The organism is Bacillus sp. SIMBA_008 (genome assembly GCF_046535495.1).
Taxonomy (GTDB): domain Bacteria; phylum Bacillota; class Bacilli; order Bacillales; family Bacillaceae; genus Bacillus; species Bacillus subtilis.
On record NZ_JAWRWL010000003.1, the window covers coordinates 80,687 to 101,621 of the forward strand.

19 protein-coding genes are annotated in these 20,935 nt (G+C 44.4%); 4 read left to right on the top strand and 15 right to left on the bottom strand.

Features of this window, described 5'->3' with window-relative positions; translation table 11 throughout:
• Positions 1–57: 57 nt before the first annotated feature.
• The 6 genes from SB658_RS11065 to SB658_RS11090 form a co-directional block, all read right to left on the bottom strand.
• The gene (locus SB658_RS11065) at positions 58–1,530 is read right to left on the bottom strand and encodes a nicotinate phosphoribosyltransferase (protein ID WP_003228788.1); all 1,473 of its coding nucleotides are present in this window, start codon (positions 1,528–1,530) and stop codon (positions 58–60) included.
• A gap of 15 nt (positions 1,531–1,545) precedes the next feature.
• Positions 1,546–2,097, bottom strand: coding sequence for a cysteine hydrolase family protein (locus tag SB658_RS11070; RefSeq protein ID WP_015714627.1), 552 nt, complete (start codon positions 2,095–2,097; stop codon positions 1,546–1,548).
• Positions 2,098–2,193: 96 nt separating this feature from the next.
• Entirely contained in the window at positions 2,194–2,592 is a 399-nt protein-coding gene (locus tag SB658_RS11075; protein WP_085185940.1) for a YueI family protein, read from the bottom strand.
• Positions 2,593–2,663: 71 nt separating this feature from the next.
• The gene (locus tag SB658_RS11080; RefSeq protein ID WP_003228783.1) at positions 2,664–2,912 is read right to left on the bottom strand and encodes a YueH family protein; all 249 of its coding nucleotides are present in this window, start codon (positions 2,910–2,912) and stop codon (positions 2,664–2,666) included.
• 72 nt (positions 2,913–2,984) lie between these two features.
• The gene (locus SB658_RS11085) at positions 2,985–3,206 is read right to left on the bottom strand and encodes a spore germination protein (protein WP_015384524.1); all 222 of its coding nucleotides are present in this window, start codon (positions 3,204–3,206) and stop codon (positions 2,985–2,987) included.
• A 59-nt stretch (positions 3,207–3,265) separates the two neighbouring features.
• Positions 3,266–4,375 carry an AI-2E family transporter gene (locus tag SB658_RS11090; RefSeq protein WP_014480712.1) on the bottom strand — a complete coding sequence of 370 codons (1,110 nt, stop codon included), beginning with the start codon at positions 4,373–4,375 and terminating at the stop codon, positions 3,266–3,268.
• A 114-nt stretch (positions 4,376–4,489) separates the two neighbouring features.
• Here SB658_RS11090 and SB658_RS11095 point away from each other — a divergent pair, with 114 nt between their 5' ends.
• Positions 4,490–4,879 carry a DUF2283 domain-containing protein gene (locus SB658_RS11095; RefSeq protein WP_015251329.1) on the top strand — a complete coding sequence of 130 codons (390 nt, stop codon included), beginning with the start codon at positions 4,490–4,492 and terminating at the stop codon, positions 4,877–4,879.
• 40 nt (positions 4,880–4,919) lie between these two features.
• On the opposite strand, the gene SB658_RS11100 is transcribed toward SB658_RS11095, so the two are convergent.
• The 9 genes from SB658_RS11100 to SB658_RS11140 all read right to left on the bottom strand — a co-directional run bounded on the left by SB658_RS11100 (position 4,920) and on the right by SB658_RS11140 (position 17,088).
• Positions 4,920–5,156 carry a YuzF family protein gene (locus tag SB658_RS11100; protein WP_003220677.1) on the bottom strand — a complete coding sequence of 79 codons (237 nt, stop codon included), beginning with the start codon at positions 5,154–5,156 and terminating at the stop codon, positions 4,920–4,922.
• 176 nt (positions 5,157–5,332) lie between these two features.
• Positions 5,333–5,863 (bottom strand): HD domain-containing protein, encoded by a 531-nt coding sequence (locus SB658_RS11105; protein ID WP_003244444.1) that lies wholly within the window; start codon positions 5,861–5,863, stop codon positions 5,333–5,335.
• A 196-nt stretch (positions 5,864–6,059) separates the two neighbouring features.
• Positions 6,060–6,791 carry a (S)-benzoin forming benzil reductase gene (locus tag SB658_RS11110; protein ID WP_015251328.1) on the bottom strand — a complete coding sequence of 244 codons (732 nt, stop codon included), beginning with the start codon at positions 6,789–6,791 and terminating at the stop codon, positions 6,060–6,062.
• Between the two features lie 62 nt (positions 6,792–6,853).
• Positions 6,854–7,309: a type VII secretion protein EssA gene (essA, locus tag SB658_RS11115; RefSeq protein WP_015251327.1), complete on the bottom strand. Its 456-nt coding sequence runs from the start codon at positions 7,307–7,309 to the stop codon at positions 6,854–6,856.
• 31 nt (positions 7,310–7,340) lie between these two features.
• Positions 7,341–10,571: a type VII secretion protein EsaA gene (esaA, locus tag SB658_RS11120; RefSeq protein WP_144500543.1), complete on the bottom strand. Its 3,231-nt coding sequence runs from the start codon at positions 10,569–10,571 to the stop codon at positions 7,341–7,343.
• The gene (essC, locus tag SB658_RS11125) at positions 10,568–15,055 is read right to left on the bottom strand and encodes a type VII secretion protein EssC (protein WP_410601617.1); all 4,488 of its coding nucleotides are present in this window, start codon (positions 15,053–15,055) and stop codon (positions 10,568–10,570) included. Before essC ends, esaA begins: the two co-directional genes overlap by 4 nt.
• Positions 15,056–15,115: 60 nt before the next feature.
• Positions 15,116–16,471 (bottom strand): type VII secretion protein EssB, encoded by a 1,356-nt coding sequence (gene essB / locus SB658_RS11130; RefSeq protein WP_003228765.1) that lies wholly within the window; start codon positions 16,469–16,471, stop codon positions 15,116–15,118.
• A gap of 14 nt (positions 16,472–16,485) precedes the next feature.
• On the bottom strand, positions 16,486–16,725 hold the full coding sequence (gene yukD, locus SB658_RS11135) for an ESX secretion system protein YukD (protein WP_003228763.1): 240 nt from the start codon (positions 16,723–16,725) through the stop codon (positions 16,486–16,488).
• A gap of 69 nt (positions 16,726–16,794) precedes the next feature.
• Positions 16,795–17,088 (bottom strand): WXG100 family type VII secretion target, encoded by a 294-nt coding sequence (locus SB658_RS11140; protein WP_003220661.1) that lies wholly within the window; start codon positions 17,086–17,088, stop codon positions 16,795–16,797.
• Between the two features lie 521 nt (positions 17,089–17,609).
• On the opposite strand from SB658_RS11140, the gene adeR reads away from it, so the two are divergent.
• The 3 genes from adeR to SB658_RS11155 all read left to right on the top strand — a co-directional run bounded on the left by adeR (position 17,610) and on the right by SB658_RS11155 (position 20,906).
• Positions 17,610–18,878, top strand: a complete 1,269-nt coding sequence (adeR, locus tag SB658_RS11145) for a sporulation transcriptional activator AdeR (protein ID WP_080477786.1) — start codon at positions 17,610–17,612, stop codon at positions 18,876–18,878.
• Between the two features lie 102 nt (positions 18,879–18,980).
• Positions 18,981–20,117: an alanine dehydrogenase gene (gene ald, locus SB658_RS11150; protein ID WP_014480718.1), complete on the top strand. Its 1,137-nt coding sequence runs from the start codon at positions 18,981–18,983 to the stop codon at positions 20,115–20,117.
• A gap of 111 nt (positions 20,118–20,228) precedes the next feature.
• On the top strand, positions 20,229–20,906 hold the full coding sequence (locus SB658_RS11155) for a YukJ family protein (RefSeq protein ID WP_003228755.1): 678 nt from the start codon (positions 20,229–20,231) through the stop codon (positions 20,904–20,906).
• The last annotated feature ends 29 nt before the right edge of the window (positions 20,907–20,935 follow it).

Consider the following 20,935-nt stretch of genomic DNA (forward strand, 5'->3'; position numbering starts at 1 on the left):
AAAATAATATATACATAAAGAAAACTGGCCCCTCGCGAACGAAAGGCCAGTTTTTCTTTATTCTTCCTCAAGCTCTTCTTCAATTCTGCTTTTCACTTCGTGGATCCGCTGCATTTTATTGCTCCAGCAGTCCTCGCTTAAATCAACCGGGTATTCCTCCGGCTTGCTGATTCTCTTATATTCCTCCCAAAGCAGGCTGAGGTTATCCTGCACATACTGCTGTATGTCTGAAATCTCAGGGTTTTGGTAGCAAAGAATACCCTTCTCAAAAATCAGCTCATGAAGATCCTTCGCATAAAAATTCGTGACAAATTTGCTGATGAATGTATGAACCGGGTGGAACATTCTGAGCCGCTTCTGATCATTCACCTGCTCATCATAAAGCGCAATATAGTCGCCTTCAGAATGATGGTTGGACTGATTAATAATGCGGTAGACTTTCTTTCTGCCCGGTGTCGTCACTTTTTCAGGATTGGACGAAATTTTGATCGTGTCAACCATTTTCCCGTCTTCTTCAATGGCAACGAGTTTATAAACTGCGCCGAGAGCCGGCTGGTCATAGGCAGTGATCAGCTTCGTACCGACACCCCAGACATCAATGCGCGCTCCCTGAGCCTTTAAATTCATAATGGTGTGCTCATCCAAATCGCTTGAAGCAATCACCTTCGCATCTGTAAATCCTGCTTCATCAAGCATTTTCCGGGCTTTTTTTGACAGGTACGCCAAATCGCCGCTGTCCAGACGGATGCCAATGAAATTAATGCGGTCGCCGAATTCCTTGGCAACCCTAATCGCGTTCGGCATGCCTGAACGAAGCGTGTCATACGTGTCAACTAAGAAAACGCAATCCTTATGTGTTTCCGCGTATTTTTTGAAAGCTGTATATTCATCGCGGTAAGCCTGCACAAGCGCATGCGCATGTGTGCCGGAAACCGGGATATTAAAGCGCTTTCCGGCTCTTACATTGCTTGTCGCGCTAAAGCCGCCGATTAAGGCTGCTCTCGCTCCCCACATGGCCGCATCCATTTCGTGCGCCCGTCTTGTTCCGAATTCAAGCGCAACTTCATCACCAATGACGCCTTTAATCCGGGCAGCCTTTGTTGCGATTAATGTTTGATAGTTCACAATGTTGAGCAAAGCTGTTTCAATCAGCTGCGCTTCTACCAGGGGTGCCTCCACCCTCATAATCGGCTCATTGTTAAAAACGAGCTCTCCTTCTTTCATAGAGTAAAGTGAACCTGTAAAAGATAACCCGCGCAAATATTCAATAAAATCTTCATGATACCCGAGTTCATCCTGTAAATAACTCAAATCGCTATCCGTAAACTTGAAATTTTCCAAGTATTCAATGGCTTTTTCCAAGCCCGCAAATACGGCATAGCCATTTTCAAACGGAAGCCTTCTGAAAAACAGCTCAAAAATCGCTTTCTTTTCATGAATGCCGTCTCTCCAGTACGTTTCCGCCATATTGATCTGATAAAGGTCTGTATGTAATGACAGGCTGTCATCTTTAAATCCGTACTCTAACACTGTTTTTCCCCTTCCTTACTCTGCCACTTGCGCTCCGATACTGTTTGCAAAATGGGAAAGAGCCCATGCGTGCCCCTCCTGATTAAAGCTGGCAACAGCTTGTTTATGCACAACAATCCCAAAACCTTTGTTATATGCGTCAACAGCTGTATGCAACACACAAATATCTGTGCAGACACCGGCAAGGTGCAGTTCGCCAATCTGCCGCTCTCTGAGTTTGAGCTCTAAATCAGTTCCCGCAAAAGCAGAATATCTCGTTTTTTCCATGTAGTAAACATTAGGCTCATGTTCATGTTTCTGATATAGAGGCAAAAGCTTTCCGTACAGATCTTTTCCTTCCGTGCCTTTTATATTATGCGGAGGAAAAAGACGGGTTTCAGGGTGATATTGATCCCCTTCATCATGAGAATCTACTGCTAATACGACGTAATCACCGTTTGTGATGAATTCTTCAGTTAAATTGACGATCGCCTCTTCAATCATTCTGCCGGGCTCCCCGCAGGTCAATTTTCCGTCACTCGCCACAAAATCATTCGTATAATCAATACAAATAAGTGCTTTTTTCATAGCCGGCCTCCCCGCCATCAGTATGAGAACATTATATCTTATCTCCAGTTGTAAGTGAATTGCCATGAACAAAAAGACAAACGGTCCGTTTGTCTCTTAAGATTTCAGCACTGACCGATTATAAATGTCGTCCTGAATATATATCAATTCACGATTCACAGCGATGTCAGCCGCAATGACGATGCCTAAAGGCGTATGAAACTGAAGATCAGATACAATCTTGAAGGGCACTCCGTACCGGTTCGCCATTTGGATATAAGGAGAGTAAGACTGATACTGAAGCTCTCCATTAACCAAAAGGGTGACGTTATGGCTGTTTTTCAGCTCGTGCTCCGCCTCTTTATACGGTTTACTTCTAAGCACCTGTCCTTTCGTCAGTGCCAAAACGACTCTTTCTCTTAAAGAGCCTAAAAACAAATGGCGCTCGTCAGGCTTTGTCTCCAAAGGCCCATACATTCCTTGCTGCAAATAGAGATCCATTTTGTCTTCACTCAAAAGCCTGTCCTCCCGTCTTGTTTGTCTTCATTATCACCTGAACAGGCAGGAGCTAAACTTTCAAGCGCCGTTTACATTTCTGTTACCCAATGAATGATTTTTTTGGCCAGCTCACCAGCAGGGGTTTCCTCTGTATGCCGGCGCAACGACGCTTCCAGCCGTTCAGGCAGAGTTGCTTTATCTTCTTCATAGGAAATGATCGTGCTCCACTCCAGCTGTGGTACCGCTACAAGCGTGCGCAGTTCTTTTCTGTTTTCATGCAGATACACGTCCGTGATCATTCCGGTTTGCGTATTGATATTTGCTTTTCTGATTTTCATAACATGACCTCTCTATTAAAAGACTACCCATATTATACAATAAAAAAGCAACAGCCTCTTGTGAAAAGGCTGTTACCCGTTAAACGAAACTGTTTCATCAGTGATATCGGCATCTTTGAAAAGAGTTTTACTCGTTTGGTTGTTAATCTTCACAAAATCACCAAGCTGAAAAGCGCCTGACCCCGCCCCTGAATGAGCGACACTTTTGGGCGAAATCGCAAATACGTCTCCAAAGCTTGCCGCGGCATTACCCGTAACTGACATGATATAAATCGGCCCCACAATTGCAGGCATTTCCCCACCTCCGCATTGATTTACAGCATCATATGCAAAGAGCCGCTAATGGTGCCCGCCTATTCAGCTGGCTTTGCGTTTTCCTCGAGTCGTGACCGCTGGCGCAGCTTGATCAAGCGGACAATATTCAGGAAGAACGCCTTCACTACCGCATAAACCGGCACCGCTAAAATCATGCCGAGAATTCCGCCGAAGCTTCCCGCTCCGATTAATAGCAAAATAATCGTAAGCGGATGGGTATTCAGCCGCTTTCCGATCACAAGAGGAGACAGCAGGTTTCCGTCCAGCTGCTGAACGATGACGACCACAATAATCGCAAACAGCGCTTTGGCCGGCGAGTCCATAAAACCGACAATGACAGCCGGCGCGGCACCGAGAAAAGGCCCGACATAGGGAATGATATTGGTAATCGCCATGACAATCCCGAGAATCAGGGCATACGGCAGTCCGGCAATTAAATAGCCAATAAAACACGCTGTCCCGACAAAAAGACAAATTAACAGCTGACCCTGGAAGTATGCCGCAAGCGTATCGGATAAATCTTTAAAAATTTTCAAGCCTTCTGTCCGATAAGAAGCCGGAAGAATTTTTACTGCCAGATGCGGAAAGCGGTGTCCGTCTTTCAGCATGTAAAAAAGGATAAATGGAACAGTAATAATAACAAGCGTGATGTTTGTCACGACACCAAACACCGCAGATAAACTGGACGTGATATTTTGCGGCAGGTTTTGGAGAAAACTTGTCAATGACTGTTCAATTTTTGATATCGATACATAATCCTGGTTCATCATCCAGGTAAACCATTGAGAATGGGACAAATCCTTTGTCAGCGCCTGAATCTGTTTTATATAATCAGGAAGGTTGTTAAACAGCCCTGTCACCTGTGAGGTGATGATAGGTCCGACTGACGCTGAAATAAAGGCAAGCAAACCGATAAACAGTAAATAGATCAATAGAATGGATAATGTCCGCGGAATTTTTTTCTCAAGCAGGCGGACGACCGGATTAAATATGAAATACAAAATTCCCGCAATCAGCATCGGGAAAAACAATGTCGAGATAAAAACAATAAACGGCTGAAATACAAATGAAACTTTTGTTGCTACAAAAATAATCAGCAAAACAAATAAAATCTGCAATGTCCAAAAATGGACTTTTGATTTCAACAAGCTTTGTTCCTCCTAGTTTTTCTTTGTCTGTCAGATAAAAGAACTTATACCCCATCATTGTAACAAAAATGAACTCATATCAGAACTCTTAATATAATGAAAGGAGTGTTGGTGATGAAGGCCGTGACATACGATACAGATTCAGAACTGGCTTATATCTATGTTCTTCCTCCGAAAAAGAACAGGAATGTACGGACTGAGGAGCTCAGAGTCAATGATTGTCTCCTGCTGGATATCAGCCAAGATGGCAAAATCGCCGGATTCGAATGTTTTGGTGAGGCAGCACACCTCTGTGCCCCATTTGCCGGGAAATCCCGGCTATATGTAAAAGATTCAGACGGTTATCATTTTCGGGTCTGCCAGCATGCTTCAGTCCGTTCCTGCTATACGGTGTACGGTGTCACTTTCTGTTTTTCAGATGGTGACTATCAGGAATTTGCCGGCTTTGACCTTGATGGAACAATGTATCATAGTGCGTTTTTACAGCGCTTAACTGAAAAATAGGACGTCCCGGTGTACGCCTATTTTTCATGCGCAAGCACTGTTAGACCCGCTCACTGTAATCTGGGGTGACGGAAATCATGTGCTGGATTCTGATCAAACAAACAGAATTTCGGGCTCCTTCAATTGTGATATGGTCAGGTTTTACATCGATCAGTCTGCCTCTGACCGTATCTCGTACTGTCTGTATAACGAACCTTGAGCCGATGAGCTTTTTAATGGTCTGATAGACATAAGGATCGACTAAAGAGACCAGTTGCGGACTACCTTGGTTGACCATACTTTTATCCCCTTTGTGTGTTTTATCTCAGCTTATGCCGCGCTTATGGATAATGACACAGGCTTACCTGATAAAACAAAGGAGTGCGGAGATTTTAGGAGAATACGTTTGGAAGCGGGTGTAAAGGAAGTATCGATGAAGCGGAGACAGCGAAGAAAGCTGGCGCTGTTCCGTACTTATACAGGCTTTATCACGGATGCCTGGGCTTGGTCGATTAATTGGTCCAGCTTTTCTATTTTTTTTCGTGCGGTTGAAGGATCAATTTGGCGGTAATGATGGTGGCCGCCCGGCTCTTCATCCAGTTCGTCCGCTTTTTTGACAATCTGCTGCAGCGTGTTTTTATCTAATTCGCCTTCAGGCAAATAGGAATCTGTATGAAGCAAAATGGCTAGTGCAATCTCTTTTGCCGCTTTCGGTTCCTCGCCAAGCCGAATCAGAAGCTTATGCGCCCGTTCCGCCCCTTTAATGGCATGAATGTCATTTCTTTTGTATTTCTCATAATCCCACTTTCCGTCTGTATACCATTCATAATGGCCGATGTCATGAAGCAGTGCCGCTTTTGCTGCTAAATCAGGATTAATGTCAGCCTTCACAGACAGCCTGTATGCATGATAAGCGCAGGCAATCGCATGTGCCACGCCGGAACGCTGAAGATATTTTTGTGCAATTGGATGGGTGAAAACATCCATTAATGTAACCTTTCTCATGGAAACCCCTCCTTTAGATATTTTTAGAATCCTAACATAATTTGCAGAGAAACTCAATTCTTATCTCACATCATTTTGATCTTCTTATCATCATTGTTATACCCTAAAAGCAGCGTTTCAGTCAGTATATGCGGCTGTTCAATAAAATGCGATGGCTGCAGCCTTTTGTATAAAAAAAGAGCAGAAAATATCTGCTCTACAAAAACTCTTTAATATCATAAATGCGGCCGTTTTCCGTCCCTTTTTCTAGTAAAGAAAGCAGCGTGCCGGCAATAAAGTCCGGACTGCGAAGGCTTCCTGTTTCATTTAATTTCCGGAATCGTTCAATGTGGTGGAAATCCTTTTTCGATGAAGAACGGATGACGGCCTGCATCTCAGTGTCCATCACTCCAGGTGAGAACGAAATCATGTTCACCGGCAGCTCTTCATCCTCCTGTTCAAATCCGAATGTCCTCGTAAACATGTCGAGCCCGGCTTTTGAACTGCAATACGCGCTCCATCCCTTATATGGATTTTTGGCGGCTCCTGAAGTAATGTTGACAACCGTCTTTTTGCCGCTGTATGAAGCAAACCGTTTTGTAAACAGCTGACTCAAAAGCACGGGCGCAGTCAGGTTCAGCTGATAATGGCGCTGAAGTTCGTCAAGAGACGCTTCGCCGGCACGTTTGATCGGCGTTACCATTCCGGCGTTATTGATAAGGGTAATACCAGAATAACGATCTGGATCGATGGATGAGAGCAATGTTTCAAATTGCTGTTCAGCTTCTTCAAGATTGATGAGGTCTATTTGATGCTGCGTTAGTTTTTTGTGAGAGACATCTGTTTTCGTTCTGGATAAGGCATGGACTTCATGCCCCTTTTCTAAAGCCTGTAATGCAACGGCTTGACCCAGCCCTTTTGACGCTCCGGTGATGATATAAAGTTCCATTGGAAACCTCCTTTTCCGTTATTATTGTACGGCACTGCTTTTACACAACACAAGCACGCGGCCTACGCCTTCTTGTTTTCCTGCGCTGTGACTTTTGGGATGAGGAACACGATGCCTGCAATTCCGAGCAGGATCAGTACGACATAGATCATCGGCAGCAGCAATGATGATGTTTCTTGTTCATCTTCTGTTTCCGTTGATGATGTCTTTGTTATTGGTTTTTCAGCAAATGTAATTCCAAGCTGTTTCGACTGGGCCGCAATCGTGTTGGAATCCTCGGCATTTGTTGATGTAAACAAATCTTTTATCAGCTCGGCGTCCTTGTCCTTCGGTTTATCAAAAGTAATATCCTTCTGTTCCTCAGGCAGTTCTGTTTTTTCTTCATAGTAGGTATCTTCATGCAAATAATTCGTATCGATTTCGATGTCTTTTTTCTCATACTGGTTTGGCGCGACATCTGTATTTTCTTCAGTTTGGGCAGCCGCTGCAGAGGGTATGAAAAGGGAAAAGGAGAGCATACAAATCATGATCCCCTTTTCCATGCTGCGATCACGCTTCATATGTTTCATCGCTTTCTGCTGTGTGTTCAGCCATCAGCCGGATAATCAGCGGCAGAGCCGCGGCAATCACCGTAATGATCAGCAGAACTGTTATTCCCATTGTAAACAAGTGCCCAGTACCGTACTGGATGTCGATATATACTTTCGAAACCGGATCTTCAAATGTAAAGTTCGGCATGATCAAATCAATAAGCGGTGCGACATAGAATAGAATCATTGCCGCTGAAGCAACCCAGCCAGGGATTGATCCGAATCTGAATGCCGTCCGGATGAAGGCAGAGCTTGCGACCAGCAATAGAATCGTAAACACCGACCACTTAATCGTCTGATCGTCCGGCAGTGAATAAATATTCAAGCCGAACAAGCTGATCATAAGTCCGACAAGGATATTCAGAATTCCGAATAACGCTCCTTTAACGAGAAGCGGTGCGTTTTGGTAATACGAGCTGAAATAGCCTATTAACAGACTGCTGATCAACACAATGACAAGGATGACAACCGGAGGTACCGTCTGAATTTTTTCTTCCGGAACCTCTCCGCTGATTTTAAGCGGATTCGCTAAGTAATCATATACATAGCCATTGTTTTGCCCGTCTACTAATGTATTTCCGAGTATGCCGTATACGTCATTTCGCACGAGTTTCGTGGAGGCTACATTTTTCCCCCAGTTGTTGTTTAAGGTGTCGGCTTTCGCTTGAACATCATTGACGCTTTGCTGCATGTTGGTTGTGTAATCAATGATGCCTGACTGGCGATCAGACAATGAACCCATCATGTCTGACATTTGCAGCACTTCCTGGCCGACCGTATCTTGGACACTCAGTGCCATGGTGCCAGACAGCCCATCGTTGCTGAACGTCGCAGATTCCTGTGTTGCGCCCGTTACAAGCTGTTCTGACGCTTTTGCGGCACTTTCAGAGATTTTCGTCAGTTCGTCGAGAACACCTGCTTGAGAGTCACGGATATAGCCGCTGTAGTCGTCCGCAAATTTGGTCATGCCGTCGATGAAGCTGTTAATATCTTCATCAGTTTGCATCGTGTTGTTTTTGAGAGCTTCCCAGCTGGCTGATTCTTCAGGTGTGAGAGCCAGGACTGATTTGACGTTGCCCTGCTGGCCTTCAATGGCATTGGTTTTCGCAGCGCTGTCTATCGTGCCGGATAATACAGAGTCATAAACAGACAAATATTTATAGTATCTCATTAAAGCGGAGATGCTTTCTGTATTGATTTCTCCTGAAAATTGAAGCTGATCTTTATTTTCAAGCTCGCGAATCGCACTGTAAATCCCTTCAAACTCCCGCTTCCGTTTCGCTTCGAGTCTTTTGAGATTATCATCGAGTGTTTTCACTTGGTCTTTGAGATCATCTATTTCATCATTAAGACCGTCCATTTGCTCTTTCAATTCTTGAAGCTTCTTCTTCAGTGCTTCATTATGTGTATTTTCTTTTTCCTTCAGTTCTTCTTCAATTTGCTTGATTCGCTCAGACGCTTTGCTGAGCTGTTCTTTTGCTTTGGCGATATCAGAAATGTCATCGTTTCCTGGTTGCTCTTGGTCCCCAGGCTCCGTCGTATCTTCGCCGCTACCGGTATCTCCTGAATCTCCGGTTCCGCCTTCATTTGCCAGCTTGATAAATTGAAGGGCTGAATCAGAAGATGCAGTCTGTTCGGCAGATGTGCCCGTTTCGGTTTGTCCGCTGTCGGACGCACCATCAGAGGCATCGCCGTTCTGCTCCTGACCGTCTGTTCCCTTCTGCTGGTCTTGATCCTGAGTACTGCCGTCCGTTTGTCCGTCATTACCGGTATCACTGCTGTTATTGTCGTTCCCTGTGTCGCCCTGTGTATCATCGGGCTTTGTACTGCCCCCGTCATCAGGTTTTTCTGGATTATCAGTGGACGGATCGTCTGGTTCAGTACCCGGGTCCTCCGGTGTTGGGTCCTCTTTTTCAGGCTCCTTCAGATTGTCTGAAATATCCTGAATATCAGCAGCGATATTTTTCAGTTCTTCACGCTGTTTTTCAAGATCAATTTTGAGTTCTTCAGGATCTTCTTCTTTAGGGTCTTTATCATTGTTGTCAGAACCATCGTCTATGACTGGGTCGTCCCCTTTCGCAACTGTCAATGCCTGACGTGCCGGGACAAGCAATTGGTACACCTGATTTAGTGCAGCCTGTCTTGATGCGGCCTGATATTGTTCGATTAAATTACTTTGGATTTTTGCCATGCCAAGTTCCTGCTGGGACACTTGCCCTTCCCTAATTTCCTGGGCGTTTGCCAGCACATTGCTGGTTTGTCCGAGCTGTGTCTTCGCTTGGCCGATCCCGGTTACCAACCCGCTCATGCGTTCACTGAACTGATTCGCCTTTTGCTGTGCCTGGATGGCATCCAGACCTGTCCGGATTTGCTGCTGTGTTGAATCCTGGGCTGCCAAAAGCAGCTTTTTCTGATTTTCTTGATATTCCTTGTATCTTTCAACTGTATCAATGAATTCTTTCAGCGTATTTTTGGCTTCCTCCGCTGTAGAAGCTTTTTCTTTTGTCGTGCCTTGCGCTTCATTCATTGATTTCTTCAGCTCATCGATTAAGTCTTTTTGCTGTTTGATTTCACCTGCTAAATCATTAGAGCTTGGTTTGTAAAAGTTGTACATGACATTCTGGAATTCAGATTCTTTATTGACGATTTTGTCAAATTCTCCTCTGATGTTGTCCACTTTTTGCGACACAAAGTTCCAGTATAAGGCTGACATTTTTTTGTTCATTGTCTTTTGGGCATCCTCAAGCTCACGCTGAACTTTTTCTTTGTTGACCGCATTCAGGTTATCTTGAATGCTGAATTCAAGCGTTGCTTTTTGTGGATGGTCTTTGTCATAGCTCAAAATGTTTTTTGAGAAGTCTGAGGGAATGTAGACGATCGCATCGTATTTTTTTGACGCGAGACCGGTCTCAGCCGCGCTACGGTTTACGACCGTCCACGAATAATCAGGACGTTCACCCAGAACAGCCGCTACTTCCTTGCCGAACTGGGCGGATTTGTCCTCTTCATCAGACTTTACCTCATCACTCAATACGCCAGTGTCTTCATTCACCACCGCGATTTGCCGGGTGGAATTGACTGCTTTTTTCGTCGGGTCGTCTCCGATAAATCGGAAAAACAACACCGGCAGCAGCAAAATGATGATGACGGCGGATATTAACTTGATCAAGCTTTTTCGTTGTTCTGTCATCTAGCACTCTCCCTTTCAGCAGAACATAAAGGAATTTGAACTTTTTGCTCCTTCCCGTTTTCCACAACATATCCGAAGCCCGGCTGAATCTCAGGCTCCTGTCTTTGGTACGGGAGAGGAATGACATTTTGCTCAGACTTTTTCATCAGCAGAATCGCGTGGCGGATTTGCTTCATCTCAGTCGTCAAGGAGTCATAGCCTTTTGAGAATTCGCTGTGGTTTCCGCCCGGGATAAAGCTGAACCCAAGATGAGCGTATGATTTCATGAAGTTAGCGAGACGATCTTGTATTCTCGTATCAATCGTCTGCTGGAATCTCGTTATCCCGTCAATCATCAGCACGACTTGTGAGAATCGCAGATTTTGCGTGTCTCCTTGGCGGACGGCTTCTACATACATGGCTTCTCTTATTTTGAAAATGTCTTCTGCTGTTTCAATCCACTGCTCAATATCTTCTTTCGTTTCCAAATATGAAACATCTGATTCCTTCGCATAATGAGATAAGCCGCGGTCAATCGAGTCAAACAGGCCGATCATTTCAGTTTCATCATCAATCAGATGTTCGAGCATGACTTTTAAGACGTTTGTTTTCCCGCGCTGAGTCTGGCCTAAAATCAGGCAGTGCTTATGCTTGCCTAAATCAAAATAGACTGGGCTGACTGTTTCTTCATGAAGCCCGATCGGTACAGATAAAGGCTTGCGTTCCAGCTTGAAGCGGAGAGAAAATTCTCTCGTAGACAAGCTCTCAGGCAGCATCGGAATCGGTGCCGGCTGCTCCATTGAAGCAAATCGCCCTTGAAGTTTCTGTACGTCTGATTTCAGCTCGTTGAACATGCCGATATCATCATCGGCGTCAACAGGCAGGAACATTTGCGCGAAATAAAGCTCTTCCTTTTGAATGATGACGCGTCCCGGAATCGGCTCAAGATTGAATTTCGGACGGCCGTAAATGGAATATCCTTCTGATTGATCCATGAGATAATGGACAACCTTTGTTTTCAAGTTATTTAACAATGACTGGCGGACAGCATTCACCCGCGTTGCTGTCAGCATAAAGTAGATACCCAAGCTTTGTCCGTCTCTGGAAAGCTGGACAAATTCCGATTCAAGCTCATGCATCTCATCCTTGACAATGTCAAAGTTGTCAATGGTGATAAAAATGAATGGAAGCTCTTCTTCGCTCAGCGCATTGTACATTTTGATGTGGCTGATTTCTTTTTCCCGGAACAAACGTTTACGGCGGTCAATTTCTTCTTTGATTCGAATCATGAACTTTTCAATTTTTCTTGACTGGTCCATCAGGAAGTAATCCGCGGTATGCGGGAGCTTCGCTAATGGCAGCAGCGTTCCGTTTCCGAAATCAAAGATATAGACATGAAGCTCTTCAGGTGTGTATACGTCCGCAAAACTCATCAGGAACGTTGCGGCTGCAATCGATTTTCCGTAGCCCGAAGAGCCGAAGATGCCGATATTTCCATCTTCCATCATCTTATAAGCAATTGGCGCCTGTCTTTGCAGATCAGGTTCATCGACATACGCAAAGTGGAAATGGTCTTTTTCGTTTGAAGGGAAAAGAGTGCGCGGAATACGTTCCGCAAGCGGCGGCAGCCAAGGGCTTGGCAGCTTCTCGATTCCCATTTCATCTTGGATGCGTTCAATTTCGTCAACTACAGCTTCGATTTCGGTTTGAACGTCTTTTTTCGCGTTATCTTCGGTATCAACCTCAGAAAGCGGGATCAGACCCGTATCTGTGACGATCGCGATTTCATCCTCAGTACCGTAGACTTCCTCTAAGTAAGGCGCCCCGCTCCATGCAGATTGGAACAGCTCATACACTTCATTGTTTCCGACCTGCAAATAGCCGCGGCCTGTTACGGTAATGTTTGCGGCATCGCTGTTTTTCAAAATTTCTTTACTGTCGGTGGCATCCTGGACCTTGAGCGCTACTTTAAAGCGCGAGTTACTCCAGATCTGGTCGTCGATGATGCCGCCTGGCTTCTGTGTCGCCAAAATCAAATGAACGCCGAGGCTTCGTCCGATACGCGCGGCACTGACAAGCTCCCTGATAAAATCAGGCTCCTCGCTTTTCAGCTCGGCAAACTCATCAGAGATTAAGAACAAGTGAGGCATCGCCACTTCTGCTTTCCCTTGCTTGTATAGCTTTGTATAGTCATTGATGTGATTGACTTGATACTGGTCAAACAGACGCTGCCTTTTTTTCAGCTCGCTTTTAATGGAAGCAAGCGCACGCATACTGAAGTTTTTGCTTCCTTCAATATTTGTGATCGTGCCGAGGAGGTGGGGAATGTTGCGGAACGGCTGCGCCATTCCTCCGCCTTTATAGTCAATTAGTAAGAAAGCCGCTTCATGCGGATGAAAATGCACTGCAAGTGACAAGATGTAGGTCTGGAGAAATTCACTTTTCCCTGATCCCGTTGTCCCCGCAAGCAAGCCGTGCGGACCGTGTGCTTTTTCGTGAAGGTTCAGATACACAATGTCATCTTTCCCTTTATAGCCGATCGGCACTGACAGCGACTTCGACGATTCACTTGTCAGCCATCTTTGCTGAATGCCGATTTCTTTTACTTCCTTCGCATGAAAAAGCTCCAGGAACGATACCGTTTCCGGAATGGAATTCGTAATGCCGACCTGGTGGTTCAGCGTCCGCAGCGTGCGTGAGAACCGTTCGTTGTCCTCACGCTGATGATGATCGAGACGGAACGGAATTCTTACCGCTTTTTTCTTTTGTATTAAAATGTCGCCTTCATGCTCATTAATGTAGCGGACAAGAGTTGTAATGTTTTCCGACAAGCTTTCCTTTGTTTCCGCCGCGACAATTGTCGAGATGCCCAGATGCTCATGCTGTCCTTCTAAATATTCGAGAATGACATGCTCGGAGATCAGCTGCTGATTCGTGATGACAAATACAAAATGCGGTTTGAACTGCAGTTTTTCTTTGTCATCTTCGAGATCACGCTCTCTGATCAATTCGTAAAGTGAAGACAGGAGCTGATCTCGCGTTTGCTCATTATAAATAAATCCCTTTGCATAAATATGGGGCATTTGAAATTGCGGAAGCCACTTCATCCACTCCCAGTCTTTATACTCATCTTCATGAAAAATAAATACAAAACGCAAATCGTGATAGCTGTTAAAGAACGACAGCTGTCCGATCAGCTGGTGAATCTCATTTTTCACAATTTGCGATTTACCGACAAGCCCCATCGGACCTTCTGCCAAATCGACCGTCACCGGCGCATTGCGGATATCTTTATAGACGCGCTGCATGTGCTGCGATTTCTCCATGAGATCATCGATATCACGATTAGCCAAGTCTCCGCCGCTCATATTGATTTCATAGCTTGACGGAACTGTTCCCGTCCCAAGCCGCAGCTGGAGATAATCCTTGCTTTCAAGGGATTTTTCCCAGATCCGGTCACTGATTTCACTTGTTAAGTATTTCATTTGTTCAAATGAAGGAAAGTGAAATTCAAGAACCTGCTTTTGTTTTTCAGCAAGTGCCTGAAGCTCTTTCCGCTTATTGTCTAAGTAAAGCTTATATACACGCTCCCGTTTTTCCTCGCGTTTTTTCCGCTGGTTTTTATCCCGGAAATATTGCACTGTCGAGGTAATGAGAGTCATCATAAACATCGCCAAAGAAACGAGTATAAATATGCCGCGCGGCTGGATGATGGCAACTACGCCCATCACGATCAGCATCACAAGCGGAGGCAGGATGACGAGCCACAGCCCTCTGTTGGTTTGATCGCTCTCCTGAGAGGGAAAACTGAAAGAAACGCGGTCATCCGGCAGATCGTATACCATCCGCGGCGTTCTTCTGTACTGCGGATATTTTTTCTGCATCTCTGTACTCGGTTTGACCGTTTCTGTTAACGCTGTTTCAAACTGGGCATAATGAACAATTTCTAACAGGTCTTGTTCCGTCACCCTCATTTGCGTGAAGTTCCAGAATATTTCGTCCCCCGGCTTAAGCGGCGTATTGACGTTGATTTTCTCTCCGTTCAAGAAGATAGACCCGTTTTCAGGGCGGACCGACCAGCTGCCGCCTGAACGAAGCAAAGAAAACGTGCTTTGTTCTGCAAATGCAAAGTCTTGCGGATTCAGATAAATATCTGCATTCGTTTTTTCTGAGGAACATACAATTTCATCCCGGTTTCCCGTAAAATAAACGGATTTCTCAGGTTCACTGCCCGTCAATATCAAGCGTATATCCTGCTGATCCGTTTGGAGAGTAAATGATATATCCGCCTCAATCGTGCCGAGACAATCATTTCCCAGGAAAACTTCGTATTGGCCGCCGGATTCCTTTCTTTTAAGAGAAATCACTCCGCTATTAAATGGAATGGAGCTGATCGTAACAGAATCCTTCACATCAGGCCCTATGGTCACCGGATGAGACGACGGGAGGTTAGACAGATTTAATTTTTGAACGTTATTTTGGTAAAAAACCCATAATAGACTCAAATGGCGAACCCCCTTACGGCCGAATGGCAGCATGCGATGACCTGTGCTTCATGTCTCACGTTATTTGTCATCTTTTTTCTCATCTTTCTTTTCTGTTTCTTTTTTCTCGTCTTCTTTTTTCTTCTGTTCTTCTTTTTTCGCTTTTTCCTCGGCTGCGGCTTTTTCTTCTGCCGCTTTCTCTTCTGCTTGTTTTTCTTCGTCTGTTTGTGTCTGTTCTTCGCTTGTATCGACTAACGATGTTTCAGAATTAGACTGTTTATTTTCTTGACGTTCTTTTTGGGCTTTTTCAAGCTCACTATTTACTGAGTCAAGTTCTTTTTGTATGTCTTCATCATTTGTATCCTCAGATAAAAGCTGCTGTTTATATTTAGCTAGGGCAAAGTAAATATAATCATTGTATTCAAGCTTACGGCCGATACTGATCGCTTCTTTGTATTCTCCTCGACCATAATCAATCCAATACAAGAAATGCTGAGGGTCTGATTGAAGGGTGACTAAGTTATTTTCTATATTTTTGGTTTTTGCACTCCCCAGGTTTTCGACCTCAACATAGGACGTCGCCAGCTGATACTGCACCGATTCAGGCAGGCTTTCCGCATCGTACTTGGACAGTGTGCTGATGACTTCACTGTACTGCTTGTTTAAGAACGCACGGTTGCTGTCCACTATCGCCTGGTGCTTTGGCTGCGCGAAAAATAAGGCGTACATCGAATAAATAAGTGCCGGTACAAGCAAAACAATGAGCCCCAGGCCGATATATCGCTGGATGTTCCACTTCTTTCTCGGGATATGTATGTATGTTTTTGCTTTGGCTTCGAGCTCATCAATATGGGTTTGAATCAGCTCGAGCAAATCATCATAGGATTCAGCATCTAATATCGCCTTTGCCTCTGCGGAGAACGTCAGCGTTTCATTGAATTTCAGGTAGTCTTCAAACGCAAAAGCGCCGTCAACTGCCAAAGCCGCTGCCGCTTTCAGCTCCTGCCATACTCTTTCCTCATCACGCTCGTAAGGAGGAATGCTTTCTTTTACTCCATAATGGAGAAAATAAGGCGTAAGCCCTTTATCGAATACAATGTTTTCAGGAGCGACAATCAAATTCAGCCTCGACAGATTGTGCTGCTGTACGGCTTGAACAAGCTGATAGGCAAACTGCCATTTACTTTTTTTATCCTTAGCTTTCATGAAGCGGAATGCTTTATAGGAGGAGGGAGGTTGGATTGTGATGATTACTTCATCATCCGTCACATCGATTTCTTTATGAAAAAATGGATTTATATCTTTGATCACATTAGCTTCAAGACCGTCGAGAAGCTTTATTTTTTCCCGTTGAAAGGTAAATGTATAGCCGGCATCTGTTTTCTCGGCAACAGCTTCTAATTGGTTTTCTAAATATGATTTTTGTTCACCTGACATTCAACCAGATCCTTTCATAATATTTCAAGCCGGTCTCCGTTTGTAATGCCGCAATCAGACAGCTTGCATTCTCCGGAAAACACCTTATCCTTGTTCACCACTCTGATCCAGTGCCCTTCGCGCGGAGGCATAGATACGCTTTGGGCCTGCCAAGCAATATCAATTACTTTTTTCACCGGGTGGTAATCTGACAATCTGAGATCAAAGACACTGCCGTTATAATGTTTCAAATCTATTGTAATATCAATATACATTTAGGATCACCCTTACATAGAAAGAGCGCCGTCTTCTTTTGAATCAGGCGCTCCTTCCCTTTCATACTGTTATCCGCGGATTTGATTTGCGATGTCTTGGTCAGTAGACTCAAGTGTATTTGCTGTTTGATCAAGCTGCTGATTCACATCTTGAAGCAAATCTGACATTTTGATAAATGAAGGTTTGAGCTGCTCGTATTGATCTGCGAACGCTTCGCTTGAAGCACCTTCCCACATGCTTTTCAAATCAGAGATCATTCGGTTTAAACGATCAACCTGATTTAATACTTCTTGGCTTTCAACGCCGTATTGCTTCGCCATCGCTCTTAGCTCTTCGGGTGTGACACGAATTAATCCTGCCATATTCCTCATTACCTCCTGTGCCATCAGCCTAAATATGGGCTAATTCACTTATTTTTAGAACGTCATTATTATAAAAACAGTTTTTCGGCATAGTCAAACAAATATGTTTTAATTTTACAAAATGAGTCCAATGGTTTACCCCGAATCACTTAAAAATGACATATAATGTAAAGTAAATAGGTTTATTTTCTTAATCTTCTCTTCATTCTCCGAATAATCCAAAAGACCCAAATAACGCTCCAACTCCCAAAAAAAACCTTTCAGAAAATTTGATGCTACAGCACCATTTCTGAAAGGTTCAGTTTTTTCTTTCCTTAATTAGTCTTGCCTCCGATGACTTTCTTAGAAGATTAATAGGATAAGCTGTCGTATTATATGAGGCATACAACTGTCCTGCAAAAAGGCGATTACACCGCCAAATGTATATAGAACGTTTCTCTCATGAAATTGTTTTTTTGCTTCTGTTCTTTGTTGTTGATTTTCACAAACAACAACAATCATAATAAAAGGAAGGGGATGAGATGTCAAAGAGAAATCAAGCACGAAAAGTAGGGAGATTTATGACCATGCCGAATGATCCGTTTAAATATAGTTTTGACAGACTTGAAGATGTGGCTGATCATATCAGCGACGTTCTGCGCTGCCCGATCACCATAGAGGATGTTAACCACAAGCTGCTTGCCTACAGTACACACAGCGACTGCACAGACCCTGCCCGGACGTCTACCATTATTGGCAGAAGGGTACCGGAGAAGGTGATTAACAAGTTGTGGAAAGATGGGACAATTCCAGCTCTCTTAAAAACGGACCAGCCGATCAGAGTCAAGCAAATTGATGAAGTCGGGCTGAGCAATCGCGTCGCTATTTCGATTTGGAAAAACAAGCAAGTACTTGGCTTCATATGGGCGCTTGAGATCCAAAAAACATTGTCCGATGAAGATCTGCTGACATTGCAAATGGCAGCAAAAGCAGTGAAAAACAAGCTTCTCAAACTTCAAATCAGAAAAACGAAAAATGAAGAACGCAGCCAAGAATTTTTCTGGAAAATGCTGACCGGACACATCCATCAGGAGGATGATATGGCGGATGGGTTCCATAAGCTTGGAATGGCCGCTCCTTCAGAGTATTCCGTTATGATCATCCGCATAAATGGCGAGCTGACTGAAAAAATCGAACAGCAGCTGCAATATTTACAGGAAACGACCCAGCAGGTTTACGTGCTGCTGGCGACCGTAGATTCCAATGAACTTATTATATTAACCTCACCCAAAACAGATCATCCTTTTCAAGATTTAAAACAGTTTGCTTTAAGTACGCAAAAACAGCTGAAGGAGCGGTATAAAATAGAAGACGTTTCTATCGCTTTTGGCGGAATATACAACTCTATTTCTTTTGTCTCCCGCTCCTATCAGGAAGCATTGTCCGTCTTAAAAACGAAGGAACGGTTCGCTGAAGAGACCAAACATCTTTTCAGCTTTTCTGAGTTAGGCATTTATCAATACTTAGATGTCTTAAATGAAAAACGGAAACAGGCGGGCCATTATAATTACTCGCTTTCCAAACTGGAACAATATGACCGGGATCACCAGTCAAATATGGTAGAAACACTAGAGCGCTTTATTGAAGCAGACAGCAACGTGAATACGGCTTCCAAGCTGTTAAATATACACGTTAATACGTTGAATTACCGCCTTAAGCGGATCAGCCAGATCGCTGAAATTGATTTGAAAAATGTGAATCAAAAATTCACCATCTATTTAGATATCAAACTTCGGCACATGGATTTGTGAAATTTCACAAATCCATGTTTTTTTATTTTCTTAATCAAACAAAGAATTTTCCAAAATATCAAGCTACACTAAAAATATCACAGGATACAGGAGGAGACAGATATGATCATAGGGGTTCCTAAAGAGATAAAAAACAATGAAAACCGTGTCGCATTAACACCCGGGGGCGTTTCTCAGCTCATTTCAAACGGCCACCGGGTGCTGGTTGAAACAGGCGCGGGCCTTGGAAGCGGATTTGAAAATGAAGCCTATGAGTCAGCAGGAGCGGAAATCATTGCTGATCCGAAGCAGGTCTGGGACGCCGAAATGGTCATGAAGGTAAAAGAACCGCTGCCGGAAGAATATGTTTATTTCCGCAAAGGACTTGTGCTGTTTACGTACCTTCATTTAGCAGCTGAGCCTGAGCTTGCACAGGCCTTGAAGGATAAAGGAGTAACTGCCATCGCATATGAAACGGTCAGTGAAGGCCGGACATTGCCTCTTCTCACGCCAATGTCAGAGGTTGCGGGCAGAATGGCAGCGCAAATCGGCGCTCAATTCTTAGAAAAGCCTAAAGGCGGAAAAGGCATTCTGCTTGCCGGGGTGCCGGGCGTTTCCCGCGGAAAAGTAACGATTATCGGAGGAGGCGTTGTCGGGACAAACGCGGCGAAAATGGCTGTCGGCCTCGGTGCAGATGTGACGATCATTGACTTAAACGCAGACCGCTTGCGCCAGCTTGATGACATCTTCGGCCATCAGATTAAAACGTTAATTTCTAATCCGGTCAATATTGCTGATGCTGTGGCGGAAGCTGATCTCCTCATTTGCGCGGTATTAATTCCGGGCGCTAAAGCTCCGACTCTTGTCACTGAGGAAATGGTAAAACAAATGAAACCTGGTTCAGTCATTGTTGATGTAGCGATCGACCAAGGCGGCATCGTCGAAACTGTCGACCATATCACAACACATGATCAGCCAACATATGAAAAGCACGGGGTTGTGCATTATGCTGTAGCGAACATGCCGGGTGCTGTCCCTCGTACATCAACAATCGCCCTGACTAACGTTACTGTTCCATACGCGCTGCAAATCGCGAACAAAGGGGCAGTAAAAGCGCTCGCAGACAATGCGGCACTGAGAGCGGGTTTAAACACCGCAAACGGACACGTGACCTATGAAGCTGTAGCAAGAGATCTAGGCTATGAGTATGTTCCTGCCGAGAAAGCTTTACAGGATGAATCATCTGTGGCGGGTGCTTAATTCACAATGAGCTTGCAGAAAGATTTCTGCAGGCTTTTTTATTTTTTAAAAGGAAAAAAGAGACCATTTCACGAATTATGACTATGAAGTTGATCATAAAGGAGGATTCATATGGCTGTTCAGCAATATGGCGTGTTAAAAGGCATAGTCTTAGACATGAAGCGGGAAACAGATGATGACAGTCCTCATTTCCAAGTCAAAATGCTCGGTGAAGAGAATACGTATTACAGGTGCGCCATCAATGTGATGTCCAGTTCTGAGGAATCTGAAGTATTGTATTTGGCTGACGATCAGTTTGATTCGGGCTCAATTACCATCCTTCCGAACATGCCGTATGGATATACAAGGATCAATGAAGCAAACCGTGAAGTGGCACTGGATTATGTGCGGGGCAATTTGTTTGACCCGCGGGAAATGAAGCCTTTGCCTCATGAAATCACAGGACCTGATAATGATTTAAATGATTTTATTGAAACCTATATGAAGAAAGCACAAGATGAGAAAGCGCCGGTTTATATATTTGGTTCAAAATTCGGACCTGAACAGGCTGCAGATAAAATATTCGGCTTTACCCCGACCAACGGAATGCACAATATCCATATGAATCAAGGGAATGCAATGGATACCCGCTGGAAAAAAGACAACGGCTCTTGGCATGACGGGGGTATTCTGATTCAGTTTGCAGATCAGTGGGCCGCTGTGTTTTTAGCGTTTTTATCCCAATCTTGGTGTACCGATGAAAACGGAAACCCGGTCAGGGATTGTGATCATACCCAAACGTCTGCGTAAGATAGAAAAAGAGACTGCGGCGAGCAGTC